Genomic DNA, 17,381 nt, shown 5'->3' with positions numbered 1-17,381 from the left:
ATCCGCCGGGGAAGCGCGCAAACTCCGCCCGAAATCAACGCCGGAGTGATGATGCCCTTGTTAGCCCCCTGCCCCATGCGCACCCTTACGGGGATGTTTCACGTGAAGAGCCTGCCATGAGCGCGCCAATGCGTCCCGGCCCGCGCAACCTGATCACCGATGTGGCAGGGCTGAAGGTGGGCAATGCGCAGGATGCGCGGCTGAAATCCGGCAGCACCGTGCTGATCGGCGATGCGCCCTTCACCACCTCTGTCCACGTCATGGGCGGCGCGCCCGGCACGCGCGAGACAGACCTGCTGGCCCCCGACAAAACCGTCGCGGCGGTCGATGCGCTGGTGCTCTCGGGCGGCTCTGCCTATGGGCTGGATGCCTGTTCGGGCGTGGTCGATGCCCTGCGCGCGCAGGGCCGCGGCTTTCGCGTGGGCGACGCGCTGATCCCGCTGGTGCCCGGCGCGATCCTCTTCGATCTGCTGAACGGCGGCGATAAGGATTGGGCGCAGAACCCCTATGCCGATCTTGGCCGCCAAGCCTTGGAAGCGGCGGGCGAAGATTTTCAAATCGGCTCGGTCGGTGCGGGCACCGGGGCGCTGAGCGCGATGGTTAAAGGGGGCCTCGGCTCCGCCAGTTTGCAATTGCCAGATGGCAGCACGGTCGGCGCGCTTGTCGGGGCCAATCCGGTGGGCGCCGTTACCACCCCCGGTGACCGCTATTTCCACGCCGCCCCCTTTGAGATCGACGGAGAGTTCGGCGGGCTGGGGCCGGACCCATCCGCCGGGTTGGGGCTGAGCTTCGAGAGCCGCAAGATGGCGGCCATGTCGGCCCGCGCCAATACCACCATCGCCATCGTCGCCACCGACGCCACGCTGACCAAGGCCGAATGCCAGCGCGTCGCCGTGGCGGCCCATGACGGCATCGCCCGTGCCGTGGTGCCTGCACATAAGCCCAATGACGGCGATCTGGTCTTCTCTCTCTCGACCGCGGCGCGGCCTGCGGGGGATGTGGCGCTGATCGGCCATGCCGCGGCCCTCTGCCTGTCGCGCGCCATCGCCCGCGCCATCTATGCGGCCACCCCCGCCGATGGGGATCTTTTGCCTTGTTGGAGCACGTTGAATGCCTGATCTGCCCCTCTCCGATATTTCACTTCATTATGAGGTCGACGGGCGCGGCCCGCCGCTTTTGATGCTGGCCGGGATGCTGAGCGACAGCGCGAGTTGGGGCGCTTTGGCCCCGCTGCTTTCCGATCACTTCACCCTGATCCGGCCCGACAACCGCAGCACCGGGCGCACGACCCCTTGGGATGCCGAAACCTCTGTCGCGCAGATGGCTCGGGATGCGCTGGCGCTGATGGATCATCTGGGGCATGACACCTTTCACGTTGTCGGCCATTCGATGGGTGGGCTGATGGCGATGGAGCTTTTTGGCCTCGCGCCGGATCGCATCCAAGCGCTGAGCGTTCTCGCCTCTGCCCCGGTTCGCGCACCCCGGACCATGGCAGTCTTCGATGCGCTGCTCGCCGTGCGTCGCGCGCCGGAAGGGGAGCAGCTTTGGCTGCGCGCGCTCTACCCTTGGATTTTCGCCCCCGGTTTCTTCACCGATCCTGACAATACCGAGGCCGCCCTCGCCGCAGCACTGGCCTATCCCCATGCGCAGAGCGCGGATGCCATGGCCCATCAACTCGAAGCGCTGCGCGGTTTCCGCCCCACGGTACGGCCCGCTGATCTGACCTGCCCGACCCAAGTGCTCCACGGGGCCGAAGACCTGCTGATCCCCCGCGCCGCCGCCGAGGAGGCTTTTGCGGAGATCCCAAATGTGACCCAGACCACCCTGCCCGAGGCGGGCCATTCGATCCATTGGGACGCCGCCGAGGCCGTCGCCCAACATCTGCGCCAATTCCACGACACCGCCGGAGACCCGAGATGACACAAGACCTTTACGGATTGGAAACCTCTACCGACCGCCCGGAAACCTTGCAGGCGATCAATGACTTCATCCACGGCTTCCTGTCCTACCAACCCAAGGCCGCGGGCATCATCGCCGCCGCCGATGCCGACCCCAACGGGCCGCTGGTCAATGCCTATGCCGCGCTCTTGTGGATGTTCCTCGAACACCCGATCGCGCCCGAGAAAGCCCGCCCCTATCTGGACCGCGCCAAGGCAGCCCCCGGCGCGAATGCTCGCGAACAAGAAGTGATCCGCGCCGTTGGGCATTGGATCGACGGCGATGTGCCCGCCCTCGTCGCCGCCTGTGATGCCATTACCGATAAATGGCCGCGCGATCTGGCGATGCTGAAACTGGCGCAATACCACCTGTTCAACACCGGCGATGCCGCAGGCATGTTGCGCCTAGCGTTGAAATCCCTGCCCGAGGCCGAAGACATCGCCTATACCCACGGCATGATCGCCTTTGGTTATGAGCAATGCCATCTGCTCGACCGGGCCGAGGCTGCTGCCCGCCGGGCGATGGAATTGCGCCATGATGAGCCTTGGGCGCATCACGCGCTGGCCCATGTGATGCTAACGCAAGGCCGCGTCGCCGAAGGCGCGCGTTTCATGGAAAGCGTGGCCGAGACGTGGAGCGATCTGAACTCCTTCATGCGGAGCCACAATTGGTGGCATCTGGCGCTGTTCTACCTGTCGCAGGGCCGTCACGACGATGTGCGCGCCGCCTATGACCAGCATATCTGGGGGCTGGAAAAGGACTATTCCCAAGACCAAGTCGGCGCCGTGTCCCTGCTGGCGCGGATGGAATTCGCGGGCGTCGATGTGGGCGACCGTTGGGGCGATGTGGCCGACCATGTGGCGGCGCGGGGGGCGGATACGGTGAGCCCCTTCCTCACGCTGCAATATCTCTATGCCCTTTGCCGCACCGGGCGGACCGAGGCGGCGGAGATGCTCACCGCGATTGAAGGTCGTGCGAGTGAGATTGCCGCCCATGACCACGCCGCATGGGCAGAAGTCGCGCTGCCCGCCGCCCGGGGCATCGCCGCCCATGCCAAGGGGGAGTGGGCCACGGCGATCCGCGAGCTTGGCATGGCCCTGCCCCGCATGGCCGAATGTGGCGGCAGCCATGCGCAGCGGGACCTGTTCGAGCAAATCCACCTCGACGCGCTGGTGCGCGATGGACGGGCCTCTGCCGCGCAGCAGGTGCTTGAGATGCGCCGGACCTATGACCCCGATGGCGTGCCGCTGAACCTGATGCTGGGCGAGGTCTATGAAAAGACCGGTCTGCCCGATCTGGCGGCCCAAGCCCGCGCGCGGGCCGAACGCACGCTGGCCGGGGCCTAGACCGGGCGACGCGCTTTAGGCGCGCGGGCCGACGGTGACTTCGAACTCGGAGATGCCGTCGACCCCCCCGGTGATCACATCGCCGGGCTGCACCGCCGCGACACCGGCCGGCGTGCCGGTCATGATGATGTCACCCGGAGCCAAGGTCACGGCCTGCGACAGGGTGGCGGTATGCTCTCGCACCGACCAGATCATCTGCGACAGATCGGCCTCCTGCTTCATCTCGCCGTTCACCGCGAGCCATAGGCGACCCTTCTCGACCGAGGGAACATCGGCCATGGGCAGGATCGGCGCAATGGGCGCGGAATTGTCAAAGGCCTTGGACCAGTCCCACGGGCGGCCCATCTTTTTGGCCTGCGCCTGAAGGTCACGGCGGGTGAAATCAATGCCCACGGATGCGCCCCAAATGTGATCCATCACATCCGCTTCCGCGATATTCGCGCCGCCCTTGCCGATGGCGATGACAAGCTCTGCCTCGAAGTGGAAATCCTCCGTCAGCGGCGGATAGGGCACGGTGCAAGGCGTATCGAGCGTGGCATCGGCAGGTTTGGTGAAAAAGAACGGCGGGTCGCGCATGTCATTGCCCATCTCAAGCACATGCGCCTCATAGTTGCGGCCCACGCAAAAGACACGGCGCACCGGGAAACGGTCGCTGGTGCCTTGAACGGCAAGGCTGCTTTGCTTGGGGGGATCAATCACATACATCACGGGTGTTCCTTTTGGCATAATGCCGCCAAGGAACACCCGCGCTTTGTAACAGTCAATGACCCCTCGCGCTTATAAGCCTTTGAGCGGCCACTCTTTCACAGTTCGGCGCCTTTGCGGATGGCCTCTTGCACCTCGGCGATCTCCTCGGCGCTCAGCCCATAATCCGCCGCCGCCACCTCGGCGCTGATGTAGCCGCGCAGAAGGTCGCGTTTGACCTGCGCCTTGGGGCGTTCCTCGGCGGGGCCGTAGCCGGCGCCACCCGGAAAGGCCATCATCACCTTCGCCCCATGCGGCACGAACTGCTTGCCCTTGCCGCGCATCGGCGTGCCGTCATCGCGGGCGATGGTGGTGGGCGCGCCGGGCTTGCCGCCCTGCCGCCCGCGTGCGGGGTGATCGACGCGGTCGAACATCGCCTGCATGTCGAACTCATGCCCCTCGCGCGCACCGACTTCCATATATTGCCCCAGCCCGCCGCGCTGGCGACCCGCGCCGCCGCTGTCGGGGCGCAATTCCTTGCGCCAGATCACCACGGGACCGGCATGTTCCGTGGCCTCCACCGGCATGGTCATCACGCCCGAGGGGAAGGCCGTGGCATTGAGCCCGTCGTGCTCGGGTCGCGCGCCCGAACCGCCGGAGTTGAAGGTCAGCACCTCGGCCCGGCGCGCGCCTGCGGGCGCTTTTGCATCGGTGCGGGGGCGCAGGCTGACTTGGAAGTTACATAGACACCCCGCTCCCTCGGCCGGCACGAGGTTCGGCAGGATCTGATCGAGCGCGGCATAGACCGTGTCGGGCACGAAGTGACCCACGATATGCCGCAGCGCCACCGGTGCGGGGTGCACCGCGTTGACGATGGTATCTTCGGGCGCGGTGATCCGGAACGGCTCCAGCGAAGCGGCGTTGTTCGGGATCTCCGGCGCGATGGCGCATTTCAGCGCGTAGCAGGCATAGGCCTTGGTATAGACCAGCGGGCAGTTGATGCCCTTCTTGTCGATCCCGCTGGTGCCTGCGAAATCCGACAGGATGTGATCCTCGGCAATGCTCACAGTGACCTTCAACGTGATCGGCGTGTCGAACCCGTCGATGGTCATCTCGCCGGTCGCCCGCTGGCGCGGCAGGGCGGCGATGCGCTCCAACGTGGCGCGGCGCGAGTTGTCGAGGATGAAGGCCGCGATGCCGGTGAGATCGTCGAGGTCGAATTCCTCCATCATGTCGATGAGGCGGCGGTGGCCGATCTCGTTGCAGGTGGTCAACGCGTAGATGTCGCCAATCAGCTGATCCGGCTCGCGCACGTTGCCACGGATGATCCGCACCAGCGTCTCATCGACCTTTCCCGCATCGGCGAACTTCATGATCGGCAGATAGAGCCCTTCTTCATAGACGCTCGCCGCATCCGCGCCAAACCCGCGCCCGCCGATGTCGACGATATGCGCGGTACAGGCAAAAAAGCCGACCAGCTTGCCGCGGTGGAAGGAGGGCGTGACCATGGTGATGTCATGCAGGTGGCCGGTGCCCTCCCAAGGGTCGTTGGTGATATAGATATCCCCTTCGAGGATGTTCTGCCGCCCGATGCGTCGGATGAAATGCGCCACCGCGTCGGCCATGGCGTTGACGTGTCCGGGCGTGCCGGTGACCGCTTGGGCCAGCATCTGACCGTCGGTGTCATAGACCCCGGCCGAGAGGTCGCCTGCCTCGCGCACCGAGGTCGAAAAAGCGGTGCGCACCAGTGCCTGCGCCTGTTCCTCGACCACCGAGATGAGGCGGTTCCACATGACCTGATAGGCAACGTTGGAATGTGTCTGTGCCATGGGCTTACCCTTTCACAGTGATGTCGATGCAGCCGTCGGGCTGGCAGATCGCCCGGCGCGAGGCGGGCAGGATGATCGTGGTCTCATCCTCGGCGATCGCGGCGGGGCCTTGGGCGGTCTGGCCCGGGGCCATCTGGTCGCGCAGGACCACATCGGCCTCGCAGTACTCAGAACGCGCCGGGTCGAAAATGCGCCGTGTTAGAGCCACATCCGCCGCCGCACCCGGGGACTGCTCTGCGGTGCGCGCGACCTCTTCGGGCGGAGTGCTGGCATTGACCGACCAAACCGTGATCTCGATGTCCAAGCCCTCGACGGTGCCGCCGAAAAGCTTGGCGTAATCGGCCTCGAACAAAGCCTCGAAACGCGCGGCATCGGGGTTTAGCGCGTCCGCTTCGTCCAGCACGATGGGGATCTCCCAGCCCTGCCCGCTGTAGCGCATGTAGACCTTGTATTCCGACAGGATCTTGGCCCCGGCATCGCAGTTGCGCACAAAGCCGGTGGCCTCGTCGCGCAGTTCCGCCAGCAGCGTCTTGATGCGGGTCGCGTCGAAGTCCGACAGCTTCATGTAGACCGAGCGGTTGGCCTCGAAGCTGAAAGGCGCACGCAGGAAACCGATGGCCGAGCCGACCCCGGCCCCGGGCGGCACCAGCAGGCGCTCGACCCCCAGCTTCTCACACAGCCGCCCGGCATGCAGCGGCGCCGCGCCGCCGAAGGCGATCATCGTGTAGTCGCTGAGGTCTTCGCCGTTCTCAACCGCATGGACCCGCGCGGCGTTGGCCATGTTCTCGTCCACCACCTCGGCCAGACCAAAGGCGGCGGTGGCGGCGTCCATGTCGAGTTCCTGACCGATCGCTTGGCTCAGCGCCGTCTCGGAGTTGCCGGTCTCGAGCCGGATCGAACCGCCGGCAAAATTGTCGGGATCGAGTTTGCCAAGCACCAGATCGGCATCGGTCACCGCAGGCTTCGCGCCGCCCCGGCCATAACAGGCCGGCCCCGGCTCGGAGCCCGCGCTTTCCGGCCCCACCCGGATTTGCCGCATGGCGTCCACATGGGCAAGGCTGCCGCCGCCCGCGCCAATCTCGACCATGTCGATCACCGGGATCGAAATCGGCATGCCGGAGCCTTTCTTGAACCGGTATGTCCGCGCCACTTCGAAGACCCGGCTGGTCTTGGGCGTCTGGTTCTTGATCAAGCAAATCTTGGCCGTGGTGCCGCCCATGTCGAAGCTCAGCACCTTGTCGAGCCCATAGCGCGCGGCGATGTTGGCGGCAAAGACCGCACCACCCGCCGGGCCGGATTCCACCAGCCGCACCGGAAATTCGGCGGCGCTTTCGATCGAGATGATGCCGCCGCCCGAATGCATCAGGAAGATGTTGCAGGAGACGCCCTCCTCCTGCAGGCGCCCTTCGAGCCGTCCGAGGTAACTCTTCATCAGCGGCTTGATATAGGCATTGGCAACCACGGTGTTGAAGCGCTCATATTCGCGCATCTGCGGCGAGACCTCGGAGGAGATCGAGACCATGACGCCCGGCAGCTTCTCTTCCAACACCTCGCGGACCATGCGCTCATGCGCGTCGTTCAGATAGGAATGGATCAGCCCGACCGCGACGCTTTCATAACCCGCGTCGGCGATGCGGTCCGCCAGCGCCTCGACCTCGGCGCGGTCGAGCGGGTGCAGAACCGCCCCCGTGGCATCGACACGCTCTTCCACCGTGTAGCGCATCTGGCGCGGCAGCAGCGGCTCGGGGAGATTGAGGTTGAGGTCATATTGCTCAAACCGGCTTTCGGTGCGCATTTCGATCACGTCACGGAAGCCTTGGGTGGTGATCAGCGCGGTCTTGGCCCCGCGCCGTTCGATCAGCGCGTTGGTCGCCAGCGTGGTGCCGTGAATGATCTGCGTGAGGTCGGCGGGCGTGATCCCGGCCTTGGCGCAGACCTGATGCATCCCGTCGATGATCGCGTTCTCGGGCGCGGCATAGGTGGTCAGCACCTTGGTCGAGAAACTCTCGCCGCCCTTTTCCAGCACCACGTCGGTGAAGGTGCCGCCGATGTCTACGCCCAGTCGGATGGTTGATGCCATGTCTCACTCCTGTTTGGACGCAGGATAGGGGTGGGCACAGCATCGGTGCAAATTATTATATTCTATGGGTGTGAAAGGTTTTTTCGATCCTCGACATCGAAGCTTCGGGCGCATTCGCGGGCCAGTTCAGCGGCGCGGGCGACATAGGCGGGCGTGCGATCCGCGTGATAACGCGCGGCGACTTGCAGCGGGCGCGGGTGCCACGCGGCGGGCAGAATCCGCAGCGCCCCATCGGCCAGCGCGCCTGCCACCATCACACGTGGCATCACCGCCACACCCATCCCGTCGAGCACCATGTTCATCGCCGCCGACAGGCTGCTGGAGGGCACCAAACGGGCCTTGGGGGCGGTCGTGCCGTCGAAATGGCCGATGAGATCGGAATGGGCCTGCGTATGCCGCGCATGGCCTAGCACCGGATGGCGCAGCATGGCGGCGAAGTCGGGCGCGGGGCCGATCTGCGCGGCCAATTCCGGCGCGGCCACCCAGATGTAGTCATAGGTCGCCAAGTCCAGCTGCCCGCTCGCCGGGGTCGAGAAGGGTGCGGTTTGCAGGGTCAGGTCGAGCGCATGAGCGGCAAGCTCCTGATCCAGATCGCGCGAGAGATCGACGGTAAGTTCGACAGTGAGATTGGGATAGGCATCGGCCAGCGCGCGCAGAAAGGGGCGCAGCCATGTGCTGGCAACCACTTCGGTCACCCCAAGGCGGAGGCTGTCGTCGATCAGGTCGGGCCGCGCGGCGGTCTCGACCAGTGCTTCGGCTTCGCGCAGGACGCGGCGGGCTTGGGCCAGCAGTGCGGTGCCCTTTTCGGTGAGCCGGATCGACCCGGCATCGCGCTGCATCAGGGTGACGCCCAAGGTTGCCTCCAGCCCGGAAATCCGGGCCGAGATATTGGGCTGTGTCGTGTTCAGATGCGCAGCGGCGCGGCGGAAACTACCAAGATCAGCGACCCAGATCAGCGCTTCAAGCTGTTTCAGCGTGAAGAGATTGCCGATCATTCGCGCCAGTCAAAGAATCCCGGTCCGGCCTCGGCCAGAAGCTTGCGGGCCATCGCCTCACCCGCCGCGGCGCCGTCGGAAATGGCGCAGGTCACGTCATCGCCGATGGCATCAGACCCGTCGGGGCGCAGCACCTGACCGCGCAGGCGCATCTCGCTGCCGTTGAGTTCGGCCAGACCGGCGATGGGTGTCTCGCAAGAGCCATCTAGGGTGGCGAGGAACGCGCGTTCGGCGGCAAGCTGTTCGCCAGTCTTGCGGTCATGGATCGCCGAAAGCATCTCGGCGGCGCGGCTGTCGTCCTCGCGCCGCTCAACCCCAATGGCCCCCTGCGCGATGGCAGGCAGCATGTCGTCAGGGTGAACGGCAGCCTGTGGCACGTCGTCCATTTGCAAGCGGTTCAGCCCGGCCATGGCGAGGAAGGTCGCTTCGGCCACACCGTCATCAAGTTTTTTCAAACGAGTCTGCAAGTTGCCACGAAACTCGACCACTTCCAGATCAGGCCGCCGCAGTTTCACTTGCGCCCGGCGGCGCAGACTGGAGGTGCCGACGACCGCGCCTTCGGGCAACTCGGCGATGGATTTCAGATGCGGCGAGATGAAAGCATCGCGGCAATCCTCGCGCGGCAGATAGGTGTCGATCAACAGCCCCTCGGGTTGCAGCGTCGGCATGTCCTTCATCGAATGCACCGCGATGTCGATGGAGTCGTCGAGCAGCGCGGCCTCGATCTCGCGGGTGAACAGCCCCTTGCCGCCGATCTCTTTCAGCGGGCGGTCGATGATCTTGTCGCCCGTGGTCTTGATCACGACGATGGTGAAAGCCTCGAACGGCAGATCGAAGGCGGCGGCGAGCCGGTCGCGCACCTCATTCGCCTGCGCGAGCGCCAGAAGCGATCCGCGTGTGCCGATGTTGAGAGGCCGGGCCGGGGTGGGAAGCTGATACGTCATGACGCATCCCTACCCCCGTCGACATGAACTGACAACTGCTGTACCTGCGCTACCTACGGGTTTGCCACAAATAGGAACGCCATAATGACTGCGAATAAGACCATCCTGCGCGCCCTTGCGGGCGAAACCCTGCCGACGCCGCCGATCTGGATGATGCGCCAAGCCGGGCGCTATCTGCCCGAGTACCGCGCGACGCGGGCCGAAGCGGGGGATTTCCTGTCGCTGTGCTACAACCCGGAACTGGCCGCCGAGGTGACGTTGCAACCGATCAGCCGCTATGGTTTCGACGCTTCGATCCTTTTCGCCGACATCCTGCTGGTGCCGCAGGCGCTTGGCGCCGATCTGTGGTTCGTCACTGGTGAGGGGCCGCGTCTGTCGACGATCACCACCAAGGCCGAGATGGAAGCGCTGAAACCAGCGGACGCCATTCACGACCACCTCGCCCCGATTTACGAGACCGTGCGCATCCTGTCGCGCGAACTGCCCGAAGAGACGACGCTCATCGGTTTCGCAGGCGCGCCTTGGACGGTGGCGACCTATATGATCGCGGGCAAGGGCACGCCGGATCAGGGGCCAGCCCATGCGCTAAAGGACGAGAACCCCGAGGTGTTCGATGAGCTGATGGAGCGGATCACGCTGGCGACGATCGAATACCTCGACATGCAGATCAAGGCGGGGGCCGAGGTGGTAAAGCTCTTCGACAGCTGGGCCGGATCGCTGGAAGGCACGGATTTCGACCGCTATTCGACAGAGCCGCTGCGCCAGATCATCAGCGCGCTGAAGGCGCGTCATCCGGGCGTGCCGGTGATCGCCTTCCCGCGTGGAGCCGGAGCGCGTTTCGCCAATCTACATGCCGCCACCGGGGCGGACTGTATCGCCGTCGACGACGGCGTGAGTGCAGAGTGGGTGGCCGAACATGTGCAGCCGCATGGCTGTGTGCAGGGCAACCTGAAGTCCTCGCATATGGTGACGGGCGGGGATGCGCTGGTGCAGGAGACCCGGGCGATTTGCGATGCGCTGTCGAAGGGGCCGCATATCTTCAATCTGGGGCATGGGATCACGCCGGATGCGGATCCGGAGAATGTGCAGTTGATGATTGATACCGTTCGCGGGATGCGGGGGTAACAATCCAACGCCCAAAGTTTAGATCGAGGGCCATCGCCTGCCCGCGGGTGGGCGATCTGACGGCTGTTATAGCCACTTTATGTATCAGCCTTGATGTGCGCCCTCGAGGTCACGCCAAGCCATACCAAATCGCCTACCCGGTGGGGCGGGCAGGCGATGGCCCGGCGCCTGCGGCTTGACTCCGGGCCGGGATGGTAACCGTCACCGAAGGGTCAGCGCCTGACCGCGGGTTGGCGTACCGGAGGCTGTCAAAGCCACTTTATGGGGCAACCATGATGTGCGCTCGCGAGGTCACGCCCAGCATCACCAAATCGCCTACCCGTCCGGGCGGGCAGGCGATGGCCCGGCGCCTGCGGCTTGATTCCGGGCCGGGGTGGTTAGCTCAAACCCACTTCGCCATCGGCGGCAGGCTCATCAGAACCGCATCCGGATCATGCCCCGTCTCCAACCCAAACTTTGTCCCCCGGTCGTAGACGAGGTTATACTCAGCATAAATTCCCCGGTGCCGCAGCTGCACGTCCTTGTCGTCCATGTTCCACGGCATCTCGCGCCGTTTGTCGACCACGGGCACATAGGCGGGCAGGAACGCGCGACCCACATCCTGCGTCAGCGCAAAATCCGCCTCCCAGTCGCCGCTGTTGCGGTCATCGTAAAAGATGCCCCCCACACCCCGCGCGCGTTTGCGATGGGGGATGTAGAAATACTCATCCGCCCAAGCCTTCAACTCATCATAGAGCGTGGCCCCATGCGGGTCGCAGGCGGCCTTCATCTCGGCATGGAAATGGTCGGTGTCCTCGTCATACTCGATACAAGGGTTCAGATCCGCGCCGCCGCCGAACCACCATGCATGCGGGGTCCAGAACATGCGGGTGTTCATATGCACCGCAGGCACATGTGGGTTTTGCATATGTGCCACCAGACTGATGCCCGAGGCCCAGAAACGCGGGTCTTCGGCCATGCCGGGCAGCCCCTTGCGCGCGGCCATGGCGGCCTGCGCCCGCTCGCCCAACTCGCCGTAGACGGTGGAGATATTCACACCCACCTTCTCGAACACACGGCCCCCGCGCATGACGGACATCTCACCGCCACCTGCGTCCGATCCATCGGGGGCAGTGCGGGTGGTGTTGCTGACCACGAAACGCCCGGCCTCTTCCTCGCCCACATGACGCGCTTCGATGTCGTGGAACGCCTGAACGATATCATCGCGAAGCTTGCGGAACCAATCCGCCGCGCGTGTCTTTTGGTCTTGCATGTCGTCGGTCATCTCTGGCCCGCCTTTCTGTTATTCCATCGCCCCGCCGCCAAGGATCAGACCTTCGTGTTCGGCCATGTAGATCCGCAGCCAAGGCGTATATGCATCGGGATGCTGCGCGAGGTCGGCATGTAAATCGCCAAGGGTGATCCAGCGGGTCGCCATCACTTCGTCAGGGTTTTCCGTAATCGTCAGATCCGGCGCGGCATGGGCGAGATAGACCTCGACCACCTCATGTTCGATCAGCCCGCCGCCGACATCGGCGCGGTATTCGACCCGGCCCCGGTGCTGCAAGGCCAGCCCGGTGATCCCCAACTCTTCGTCCAAACGCCGCGCGGCGCAGTCCTCGGGCGGCTCATCCCAATGCGGATGCGTGCAGCAGGTGTTCGCCCATAGTCCGGGGGTGTGATATTTGCCAAGCGCGCGCTGCTGCATCAGCAGCTTGCCGTCGGAGATGACAAAGACCGAAACCGCCATATGCCGCAAACCGCGTTCATGCGCGGCAAGCTTTTCGACCGGTTGCAGGGTGCCGTCGACCCAGGCGGGGACCATGATCTCCATCAGATGCGGCTTACCGTTGTGTTCATCTCACCCTCGGCGCAGAAGAAATTCACCGGCAGTTATCGGGGGATTTCCCCCTAGTCTCAACCGCTAACCGGCCCGCCCTGCGCCCGTGCTACCTTTTGGCGCAGTGAACATCCTTTACCCCTTCGCCCCAAACGCTAGTTTCAAGCCAGACAGACAAAGGAACTCACAATGAACATGCGTATCGCGTCGATCTTCGCCATCTGCCTCGGGGCCACCCCCCTTTGGGCGGAAAGCCATGCCTCCAGTGACGCCGAAGCCGGGGAAAAGGTCTTTCGTAAATGCAAAAGCTGCCACATGATCTCGGATGATGAGGGCAACGATATCCAAAAAGGGGGCCGTACGGGGCCGAACCTTTATGGGATCTACAACCGCGTGGCGGGTTCCGTCGAAGACTACCGCTATGGCGATTCCATCGTGGCTGCGGGCGAGGCCGGGCTGACATGGGACGAAGAGAGTTTCACAGGCTACGTCGCCGACCCCAAGGGGTTTCTGGCCGAGTATCTTGATACGAAACGGGCCAAGTCGAAAATGTCTTACCGTCTGAGAGACGAAGAAGACGCGAAAGACGTATGGGCCTATCTGGTCTCCGTCGGGCCGGAAGTGACCGAAACCGAAGCGGCGGCAGAGGCAACCGAGTAATTCGCGCATTCAGCGCAATGCGAAAGGGGGGCCATCTGGCCCCCCTTTTTGTTTCAGATCAGAAGCAGTCGCGCAGCAGCTGCGTGACGTTTTCTTTGGTAAGCTCAATGGGGTTGCCGCCGCAGCTTGGGTCTTGCAGGGCCGAGGCCACCAGCGCGTCGATGTCGGGGTCGGTCACCCCAAGGGCAGTCAGCGAGCTGGGAATGTTCAACTCTTCGTTCAGCTTACCGACGAAATCGTAGAACCCGTCAAAGCCGCCGACGATATCGAGATAGGCCGCCGCCTTGGCCAGACGCTCTTCGATTGCGGGGCGGTTCATGCGCAGAACCGGCTGCATGACCACGGCGTTGGTGGTGCCGTGATGGGTGTGATGCACCGCGCCGATCGGGTGGCTGATGGCATGGATGGCGCCCAGACCCTTTTGGAACGCTGTGGCGCCCATGGCAGCGGCAGACATCATATGGCCGCGCGCCTCAAGATCACTGCCATCGGCATAGGCGCGGGGCAGGTATTCCTTGACCAGACGCATCCCTTCCAGCGCCATGCCTTGGCTCATCGGGTGGTAATGCGGTGAGCAGAAGGCTTCGAGACAATGGGCGAAAGCATCCATCCCAGTGCCTGCGGTGATCATCGGCGGCATGCCGACGGTCAGTTCCGGGTCGCAGATCACGACAGCGGGGAGCATCTTGGGGTGGAAGATGATCTTTTTCTCATGGGTCTGGGAGTTGGTGATGACGCTGGCACGCCCCACTTCCGACCCGGTGCCTGCGGTCGTCGGCACGGCCACGATGGGCGCAATGCCGTCTGCGTCGGCGCGGGTCCACCAATCGCCGATATCCTCGAAATCCCACAGGGGGCGGGTTTGGCCCGCCATGAAGGCGATGACCTTGCCCAGATCGAGACCGGAGCCACCGCCAAAGGCGATCACACCGTCATGGCCGCCGTCGCGGTAGACCTTGATGCCCGCCTCGGCGTTCATCTCGGTCGGGTTCGGGTCAACGTCCGAAAACATCGCGCGGCCCAGACCTTCGGCCTCCATCAGGTCCAGCGTGGCCTGGGTGATGGGCAGATAGGCCAGCCCCTTGTCGGTGACCAGCAGCGGCTTCTTGATGCCCGCAGCGGCGCAGGCCTCGGCAATCTCTTTAATCCGGCCCGCGCCGAAACGGATGGCGGTGGGGTAAGACCAATTGGCAGTCAGGGACATGTCTCAGGCTTTCTTGAGGTGGTAGGATTTGGGGCGTGTCAGCGCGTGATAGCCCAGTTCAGACAGGCCCGCGCCGCGCCCGGTTTGCTTGCAGCCGGTCCAGCACAGCGCCGGGTCCAGATAGTCGGCACGGTTCATGAAGACGGTGCCGGTTTCCAACCGCTGGCCGATGGCCTCGGCAGCCTCGGCATCGGCGGTAAAGATCGCGGCGGTCAGACCGAATTGGCTGTCGTTCATCAGCGCAATGGCCTCTTCATCGTCCTTGACCGGCATGATGCCGACAACGGGGCCAAAGCTTTCGTCACGCATGACGCGCATCTCGTGGGTCACATCGGTCAGCACCTGCGGCGTCAGATAGGCACCGCCATCGTCGGCGGGCATTCTATCGATATGCGCCTTGGCACCTGCCGCCACGGCCTCATCAATCTGCGCGCGAACCTCATTGGCGAAACGTACATTGGCCATCGGCCCAAGCGTCGTGGCCTGATCCAGCGGATTGCCGAGGTTGAGGTTATTCACCCATGCCACGGCCTTTTCGACAAAGGCGTCATAGAGGCTTTCGTGCACATAGATCCGCTCGATCCCACAGCAGCACTGGCCCGCGTTGAACATCGCCCCGTCCATCACGCCATCGACTGCCGCGTCGAGGTTGGCATCGGCCCGGACATAGGCGGGGTCTTTGCCGCCAAGCTCGGTGGCGACACCGGTGAAAGTGCCCGCCGCGGCGCGTTCCATCGCCTGACCACCGCCAACAGAGCCGGTGAAGTTGACGAAATCAAAGGCGTTGTCGGCGATCAGCGCCGAGGTGGTGTCATGGCTCAGCACGACGTTTTGGAACACATCCTCCGGCACGCCCGCGGCGCGGTAGGCATCGGCGAGGTGTTCACCGACCAGAATGGTCTGCGAGGCGTGCTTCAGGATCACCGAATTGCCCGCGATCAGCGCAGGCGCGATGGTGTTGTTCGCGGTCATATAGGGGTAGTTCCACGGCGCGACGACGAAAACCACGCCATGCGGCTCACGCATAATCTTGCGGCTGAAGGCGTCGCTGTCTTCAATCACCTTGGGCGCCAGCGCATCGGGGGCGATCTTGGCCATGTGGCTGGTGCGCTCCTGCAAGCCACCAAACTCACCGCCATAGCGCACCGGGCGGCCCATCTGGTGGGCCAGCTCCTCGGTCATCCGGTCGGTGGAATTCTCAATCTCTTTCAGCGCAGCCATCACCAGATCGACACGCTCCTGCAAGGGCCGCGCGGCCCATGCCTTTTGCGCGCGGCGCGCGCGGGCGACAGCGTCTTGCGCTGCCTGCGTGCTCAGGGTTTCGCGCTCCGCATAGACCGAACCGTCAATCGGAGAGATACATTTTACCGTCGTCATTCTCAGGCCCTTTCAAAGCCGCGGGCGATTTCCCAATCGGTCACCACCCGGTCATATTCTTCCTGCTCCCATTCCGCCGCGCGGGTGTAATGGGTCACTACATCGTCGCCCAAGACCTCGCGCAGGAACGTCGAGCCGCGCAGGGTCTCGGTTGCTGCCCGCAGGGTCTGGGGGATATCGACAGCGTCGGACTCGCCATAAGCATCGCCGCGTGTGGGCGGGGCAAGCTCCATCTTGTCTTCGATCCCTTTGATTCCGGCAGCCAGCATGACCGTCTGCGCCAGATAAGGGTTTAGGTCCGATCCGCCAATACGGCATTCGACCCGCACGCCCTTTGTCCCTGCCCCGCAGAGGCGGAACCCCGCGGTGCGGTTGTCGACGGACCAGACGGTCTTGGTCGGGGCGAAGGTGCCTTTGGCGAAGCGTTTGTAGCTGTTCACATAGGGGGCGAGGAAATAGGTATATTCCGGCGCATAGGCGATCAGACCGGCCATATAGTGGCGCATCAAGTCGGACATGCCCAACTCACCCTCGCTGTCATAGAATGCCGCTTCGCCGTCTTTCCACAGCGACTGATGGACGTGACTGGAAGAGCCGACGCGGTCCTTGTGCCACTTGGGCAGGAAGCTTGCCGCATGGCCCTGCTGCCACGCGATCTCCTTGACCGCATGTTTGGCAATCGTGTGATAATCGGCGCAATTAAGCGCCTGTGAATAGCGGATGTTGAGCTCTTCCTGACCGGCCTCGGCCTCGCCCTTGGAGTTCTCAATCGGCAGACCGGCAGCGAAGAGATGGTTGCGCAGCGGGCGCATCACGTTCTCTTCCTTGGTGGTCTGAAGGATGTTGTAGTCTTCGTTATAGCCGCTGATCGGCGTGAGGTCGCGGTAGCCGCCCTTGCGGATTGTGTCAAAGCTCTGCTCGAAAAGGAAGAACTCCAGCTCGGTCGCCATCATGGCGTCGAAACCCAGTTCCTTCAGCCGCGCGATCTGCTTCTTCAGCATGGCGCGCGGGGAATGCGGCACCGGCTGGTGCGTATCGTGATCCAGCACGTCGCAAAGCACCATCACCGTGCCCTCCAGCCACGGCACCGGGCGGATCGTGTCGAGGTCGGGCTGCATCACATAGTCGCCGTAACCCGTCTCCCACGAAGTGGAGGCAAAGCCCTCGGGCGTGGCCATCTCAAGGTCGGTGGCCAGCAGGTAGTTGCAGCAATGGGTTTCTTTATAAGAGGTCTCGACGAAGTTGACGGCATGGAAGCGCTTGCCCATCAACCGGCCTTGCATGTCCACAAGGCACGCAAGAACCGTATCGACGGATCCTTCTTTGACCAGTTTTTTCAGCGCGTCGAATGTCAGTGTGCCGGGCATGTTCTGTCCACTT

At 63.9% G+C, this 17,381-nt stretch carries 15 protein-coding genes; 5 read left to right on the top strand and 10 right to left on the bottom strand.

All coding sequences use genetic code 11. The features are described from left to right. The first annotated feature begins 128 nt into the window (after nucleotides 1-128). Genes ACGYLA_RS03775 through ACGYLA_RS03765 form a run of 3 tightly spaced genes read left to right on the top strand, consistent with a single transcriptional unit; the run spans nucleotide 129 to nucleotide 3,284 of the window. A complete protein-coding gene (locus tag ACGYLA_RS03775) occupies nucleotides 129-1,118 on the top strand; it encodes a P1 family peptidase (protein WP_394430569.1) in 990 nt (329 codons plus the stop codon). Then, a complete protein-coding gene (locus ACGYLA_RS03770; protein WP_394430440.1) occupies nucleotides 1,111-1,920 on the top strand; it encodes an alpha/beta fold hydrolase in 810 nt (269 codons plus the stop codon). The genes ACGYLA_RS03775 and ACGYLA_RS03770 overlap by 8 nt, the downstream gene beginning before the upstream one ends. Beyond that, entirely contained in the window at nucleotides 1,917-3,284 is a 1,368-nt protein-coding gene (locus tag ACGYLA_RS03765; protein ID WP_394430438.1) for a tetratricopeptide repeat protein, read from the top strand. Before ACGYLA_RS03770 ends, ACGYLA_RS03765 begins: the two co-directional genes overlap by 4 nt. Nucleotides 3,285-3,299: 15 nt before the next feature. On the opposite strand, the gene ACGYLA_RS03760 is transcribed toward ACGYLA_RS03765, so the two are convergent. The 5 genes from ACGYLA_RS03760 to hemC form a co-directional block, all read right to left on the bottom strand. After that, nucleotides 3,300-3,989 carry a fumarylacetoacetate hydrolase family protein gene (locus ACGYLA_RS03760; RefSeq protein ID WP_067262780.1) on the bottom strand — a complete coding sequence of 230 codons (690 nt, stop codon included), beginning with the start codon at nucleotides 3,987-3,989 and terminating at the stop codon, nucleotides 3,300-3,302. 98 nt (nucleotides 3,990-4,087) lie between these two features. After that, nucleotides 4,088-5,797: a hydantoinase B/oxoprolinase family protein gene (locus ACGYLA_RS03755; protein ID WP_394430436.1), complete on the bottom strand. Its 1,710-nt coding sequence runs from the start codon at nucleotides 5,795-5,797 to the stop codon at nucleotides 4,088-4,090. A 4-nt stretch (nucleotides 5,798-5,801) separates the two neighbouring features. Further along, nucleotides 5,802-7,877 (bottom strand): hydantoinase/oxoprolinase family protein, encoded by a 2,076-nt coding sequence (locus ACGYLA_RS03750; protein ID WP_394430434.1) that lies wholly within the window; start codon nucleotides 7,875-7,877, stop codon nucleotides 5,802-5,804. A 62-nt stretch (nucleotides 7,878-7,939) separates the two neighbouring features. Then, the gene (locus ACGYLA_RS03745; protein ID WP_394430432.1) at nucleotides 7,940-8,872 is read right to left on the bottom strand and encodes a LysR family transcriptional regulator; all 933 of its coding nucleotides are present in this window, start codon (nucleotides 8,870-8,872) and stop codon (nucleotides 7,940-7,942) included. After that, nucleotides 8,869-9,816, bottom strand: a complete 948-nt coding sequence (hemC, locus tag ACGYLA_RS03740; RefSeq protein ID WP_394430430.1) for a hydroxymethylbilane synthase — start codon at nucleotides 9,814-9,816, stop codon at nucleotides 8,869-8,871. The genes ACGYLA_RS03745 and hemC overlap by 4 nt, the downstream gene beginning before the upstream one ends. A gap of 84 nt (nucleotides 9,817-9,900) precedes the next feature. Between hemC and hemE the strand changes: the two genes are divergently transcribed. Then, a complete protein-coding gene (hemE, locus tag ACGYLA_RS03735; protein WP_394430428.1) occupies nucleotides 9,901-10,941 on the top strand; it encodes a uroporphyrinogen decarboxylase in 1,041 nt (346 codons plus the stop codon). Between the two features lie 382 nt (nucleotides 10,942-11,323). Here hemE and hemF read toward each other — a convergent pair whose 3' ends face one another. Together hemF and idi are read right to left on the bottom strand one after the other, a co-directional pair. Further along, nucleotides 11,324-12,205 (bottom strand): oxygen-dependent coproporphyrinogen oxidase, encoded by an 882-nt coding sequence (gene hemF / locus ACGYLA_RS03730; protein WP_394430426.1) that lies wholly within the window; start codon nucleotides 12,203-12,205, stop codon nucleotides 11,324-11,326. Nucleotides 12,206-12,223: 18 nt separating this feature from the next. Further along, nucleotides 12,224-12,754 (bottom strand): isopentenyl-diphosphate Delta-isomerase, encoded by a 531-nt coding sequence (gene idi / locus ACGYLA_RS03725; protein ID WP_271688674.1) that lies wholly within the window; start codon nucleotides 12,752-12,754, stop codon nucleotides 12,224-12,226. A gap of 195 nt (nucleotides 12,755-12,949) precedes the next feature. On the opposite strand from idi, the gene ACGYLA_RS03720 reads away from it, so the two are divergent. Beyond that, on the top strand, nucleotides 12,950-13,420 hold the full coding sequence (locus ACGYLA_RS03720; protein WP_394430424.1) for a c-type cytochrome: 471 nt from the start codon (nucleotides 12,950-12,952) through the stop codon (nucleotides 13,418-13,420). 58 nt (nucleotides 13,421-13,478) lie between these two features. Here ACGYLA_RS03720 and ACGYLA_RS03715 read toward each other — a convergent pair whose 3' ends face one another. The 3 genes from ACGYLA_RS03715 to ACGYLA_RS03705 are packed head-to-tail and all read right to left on the bottom strand — an operon-like array spanning nucleotide 13,479 to nucleotide 17,368. Continuing rightward, nucleotides 13,479-14,624 carry an iron-containing alcohol dehydrogenase gene (locus ACGYLA_RS03715; RefSeq protein ID WP_394430422.1) on the bottom strand — a complete coding sequence of 382 codons (1,146 nt, stop codon included), beginning with the start codon at nucleotides 14,622-14,624 and terminating at the stop codon, nucleotides 13,479-13,481. Between the two features lie 3 nt (nucleotides 14,625-14,627). Then, complete coding sequence (locus ACGYLA_RS03710; RefSeq protein WP_394430420.1) at nucleotides 14,628-16,001, bottom strand: aldehyde dehydrogenase family protein; 1,374 nt, start codon at nucleotides 15,999-16,001, stop codon at nucleotides 14,628-14,630. 2 nt (nucleotides 16,002-16,003) lie between these two features. After that, the gene (locus ACGYLA_RS03705; RefSeq protein WP_394430418.1) at nucleotides 16,004-17,368 is read right to left on the bottom strand and encodes a glutamine synthetase family protein; all 1,365 of its coding nucleotides are present in this window, start codon (nucleotides 17,366-17,368) and stop codon (nucleotides 16,004-16,006) included. Nucleotides 17,369-17,381: the final 13 nt, after the last annotated feature.

The organism is Sulfitobacter sp. 1A13679, assembly GCF_043557115.1.
Taxonomy (GTDB): Bacteria; Pseudomonadota; Alphaproteobacteria; order Rhodobacterales; family Rhodobacteraceae; genus Sulfitobacter; species Sulfitobacter faviae.
The sequence above is the reverse complement of the archived record's forward strand: the minus strand, read 5'-3'. Positions and strand labels throughout refer to the sequence as shown.

What these genes read in the sequence shown, in the direction of transcription:
- ACGYLA_RS03705 (WP_394430418.1), bottom strand. Translation starts at nt 17,368, where the DNA reads ATGCCCGGCACACTGACATTCGACGCGCTGAAAAAACTGGTCAAAGAA.
- ACGYLA_RS03775 (WP_394430569.1), top strand. Translation starts at nt 129, where the DNA reads ATGCGTCCCGGCCCGCGCAACCTGATCACCGATGTGGCAGGGCTGAAG.
- idi (WP_271688674.1), bottom strand. Translation starts at nt 12,754, where the DNA reads ATGGAGATCATGGTCCCCGCCTGGGTCGACGGCACCCTGCAACCGGTC.
- ACGYLA_RS03720 (WP_394430424.1), top strand. Translation starts at nt 12,950, where the DNA reads ATGAACATGCGTATCGCGTCGATCTTCGCCATCTGCCTCGGGGCCACC.
- ACGYLA_RS03760 (WP_067262780.1), bottom strand. Translation starts at nt 3,989, where the DNA reads ATGTATGTGATTGATCCCCCCAAGCAAAGCAGCCTTGCCGTTCAAGGC.
- ACGYLA_RS03715 (WP_394430422.1), bottom strand. Translation starts at nt 14,624, where the DNA reads ATGTCCCTGACTGCCAATTGGTCTTACCCCACCGCCATCCGTTTCGGC.
- ACGYLA_RS03770 (WP_394430440.1), top strand. Translation starts at nt 1,111, where the DNA reads ATGCCTGATCTGCCCCTCTCCGATATTTCACTTCATTATGAGGTCGAC.
- ACGYLA_RS03750 (WP_394430434.1), bottom strand. Translation starts at nt 7,877, where the DNA reads ATGGCATCAACCATCCGACTGGGCGTAGACATCGGCGGCACCTTCACC.
- hemF (WP_394430426.1), bottom strand. Translation starts at nt 12,205, where the DNA reads ATGACCGACGACATGCAAGACCAAAAGACACGCGCGGCGGATTGGTTC.
- hemC (WP_394430430.1), bottom strand. Translation starts at nt 9,816, where the DNA reads ATGACGTATCAGCTTCCCACCCCGGCCCGGCCTCTCAACATCGGCACA.
- hemE (WP_394430428.1), top strand. Translation starts at nt 9,901, where the DNA reads ATGACTGCGAATAAGACCATCCTGCGCGCCCTTGCGGGCGAAACCCTG.
- ACGYLA_RS03765 (WP_394430438.1), top strand. Translation starts at nt 1,917, where the DNA reads ATGACACAAGACCTTTACGGATTGGAAACCTCTACCGACCGCCCGGAA.
- ACGYLA_RS03755 (WP_394430436.1), bottom strand. Translation starts at nt 5,797, where the DNA reads ATGGCACAGACACATTCCAACGTTGCCTATCAGGTCATGTGGAACCGC.
- ACGYLA_RS03710 (WP_394430420.1), bottom strand. Translation starts at nt 16,001, where the DNA reads ATGACGACGGTAAAATGTATCTCTCCGATTGACGGTTCGGTCTATGCG.
- ACGYLA_RS03745 (WP_394430432.1), bottom strand. Translation starts at nt 8,872, where the DNA reads ATGATCGGCAATCTCTTCACGCTGAAACAGCTTGAAGCGCTGATCTGG.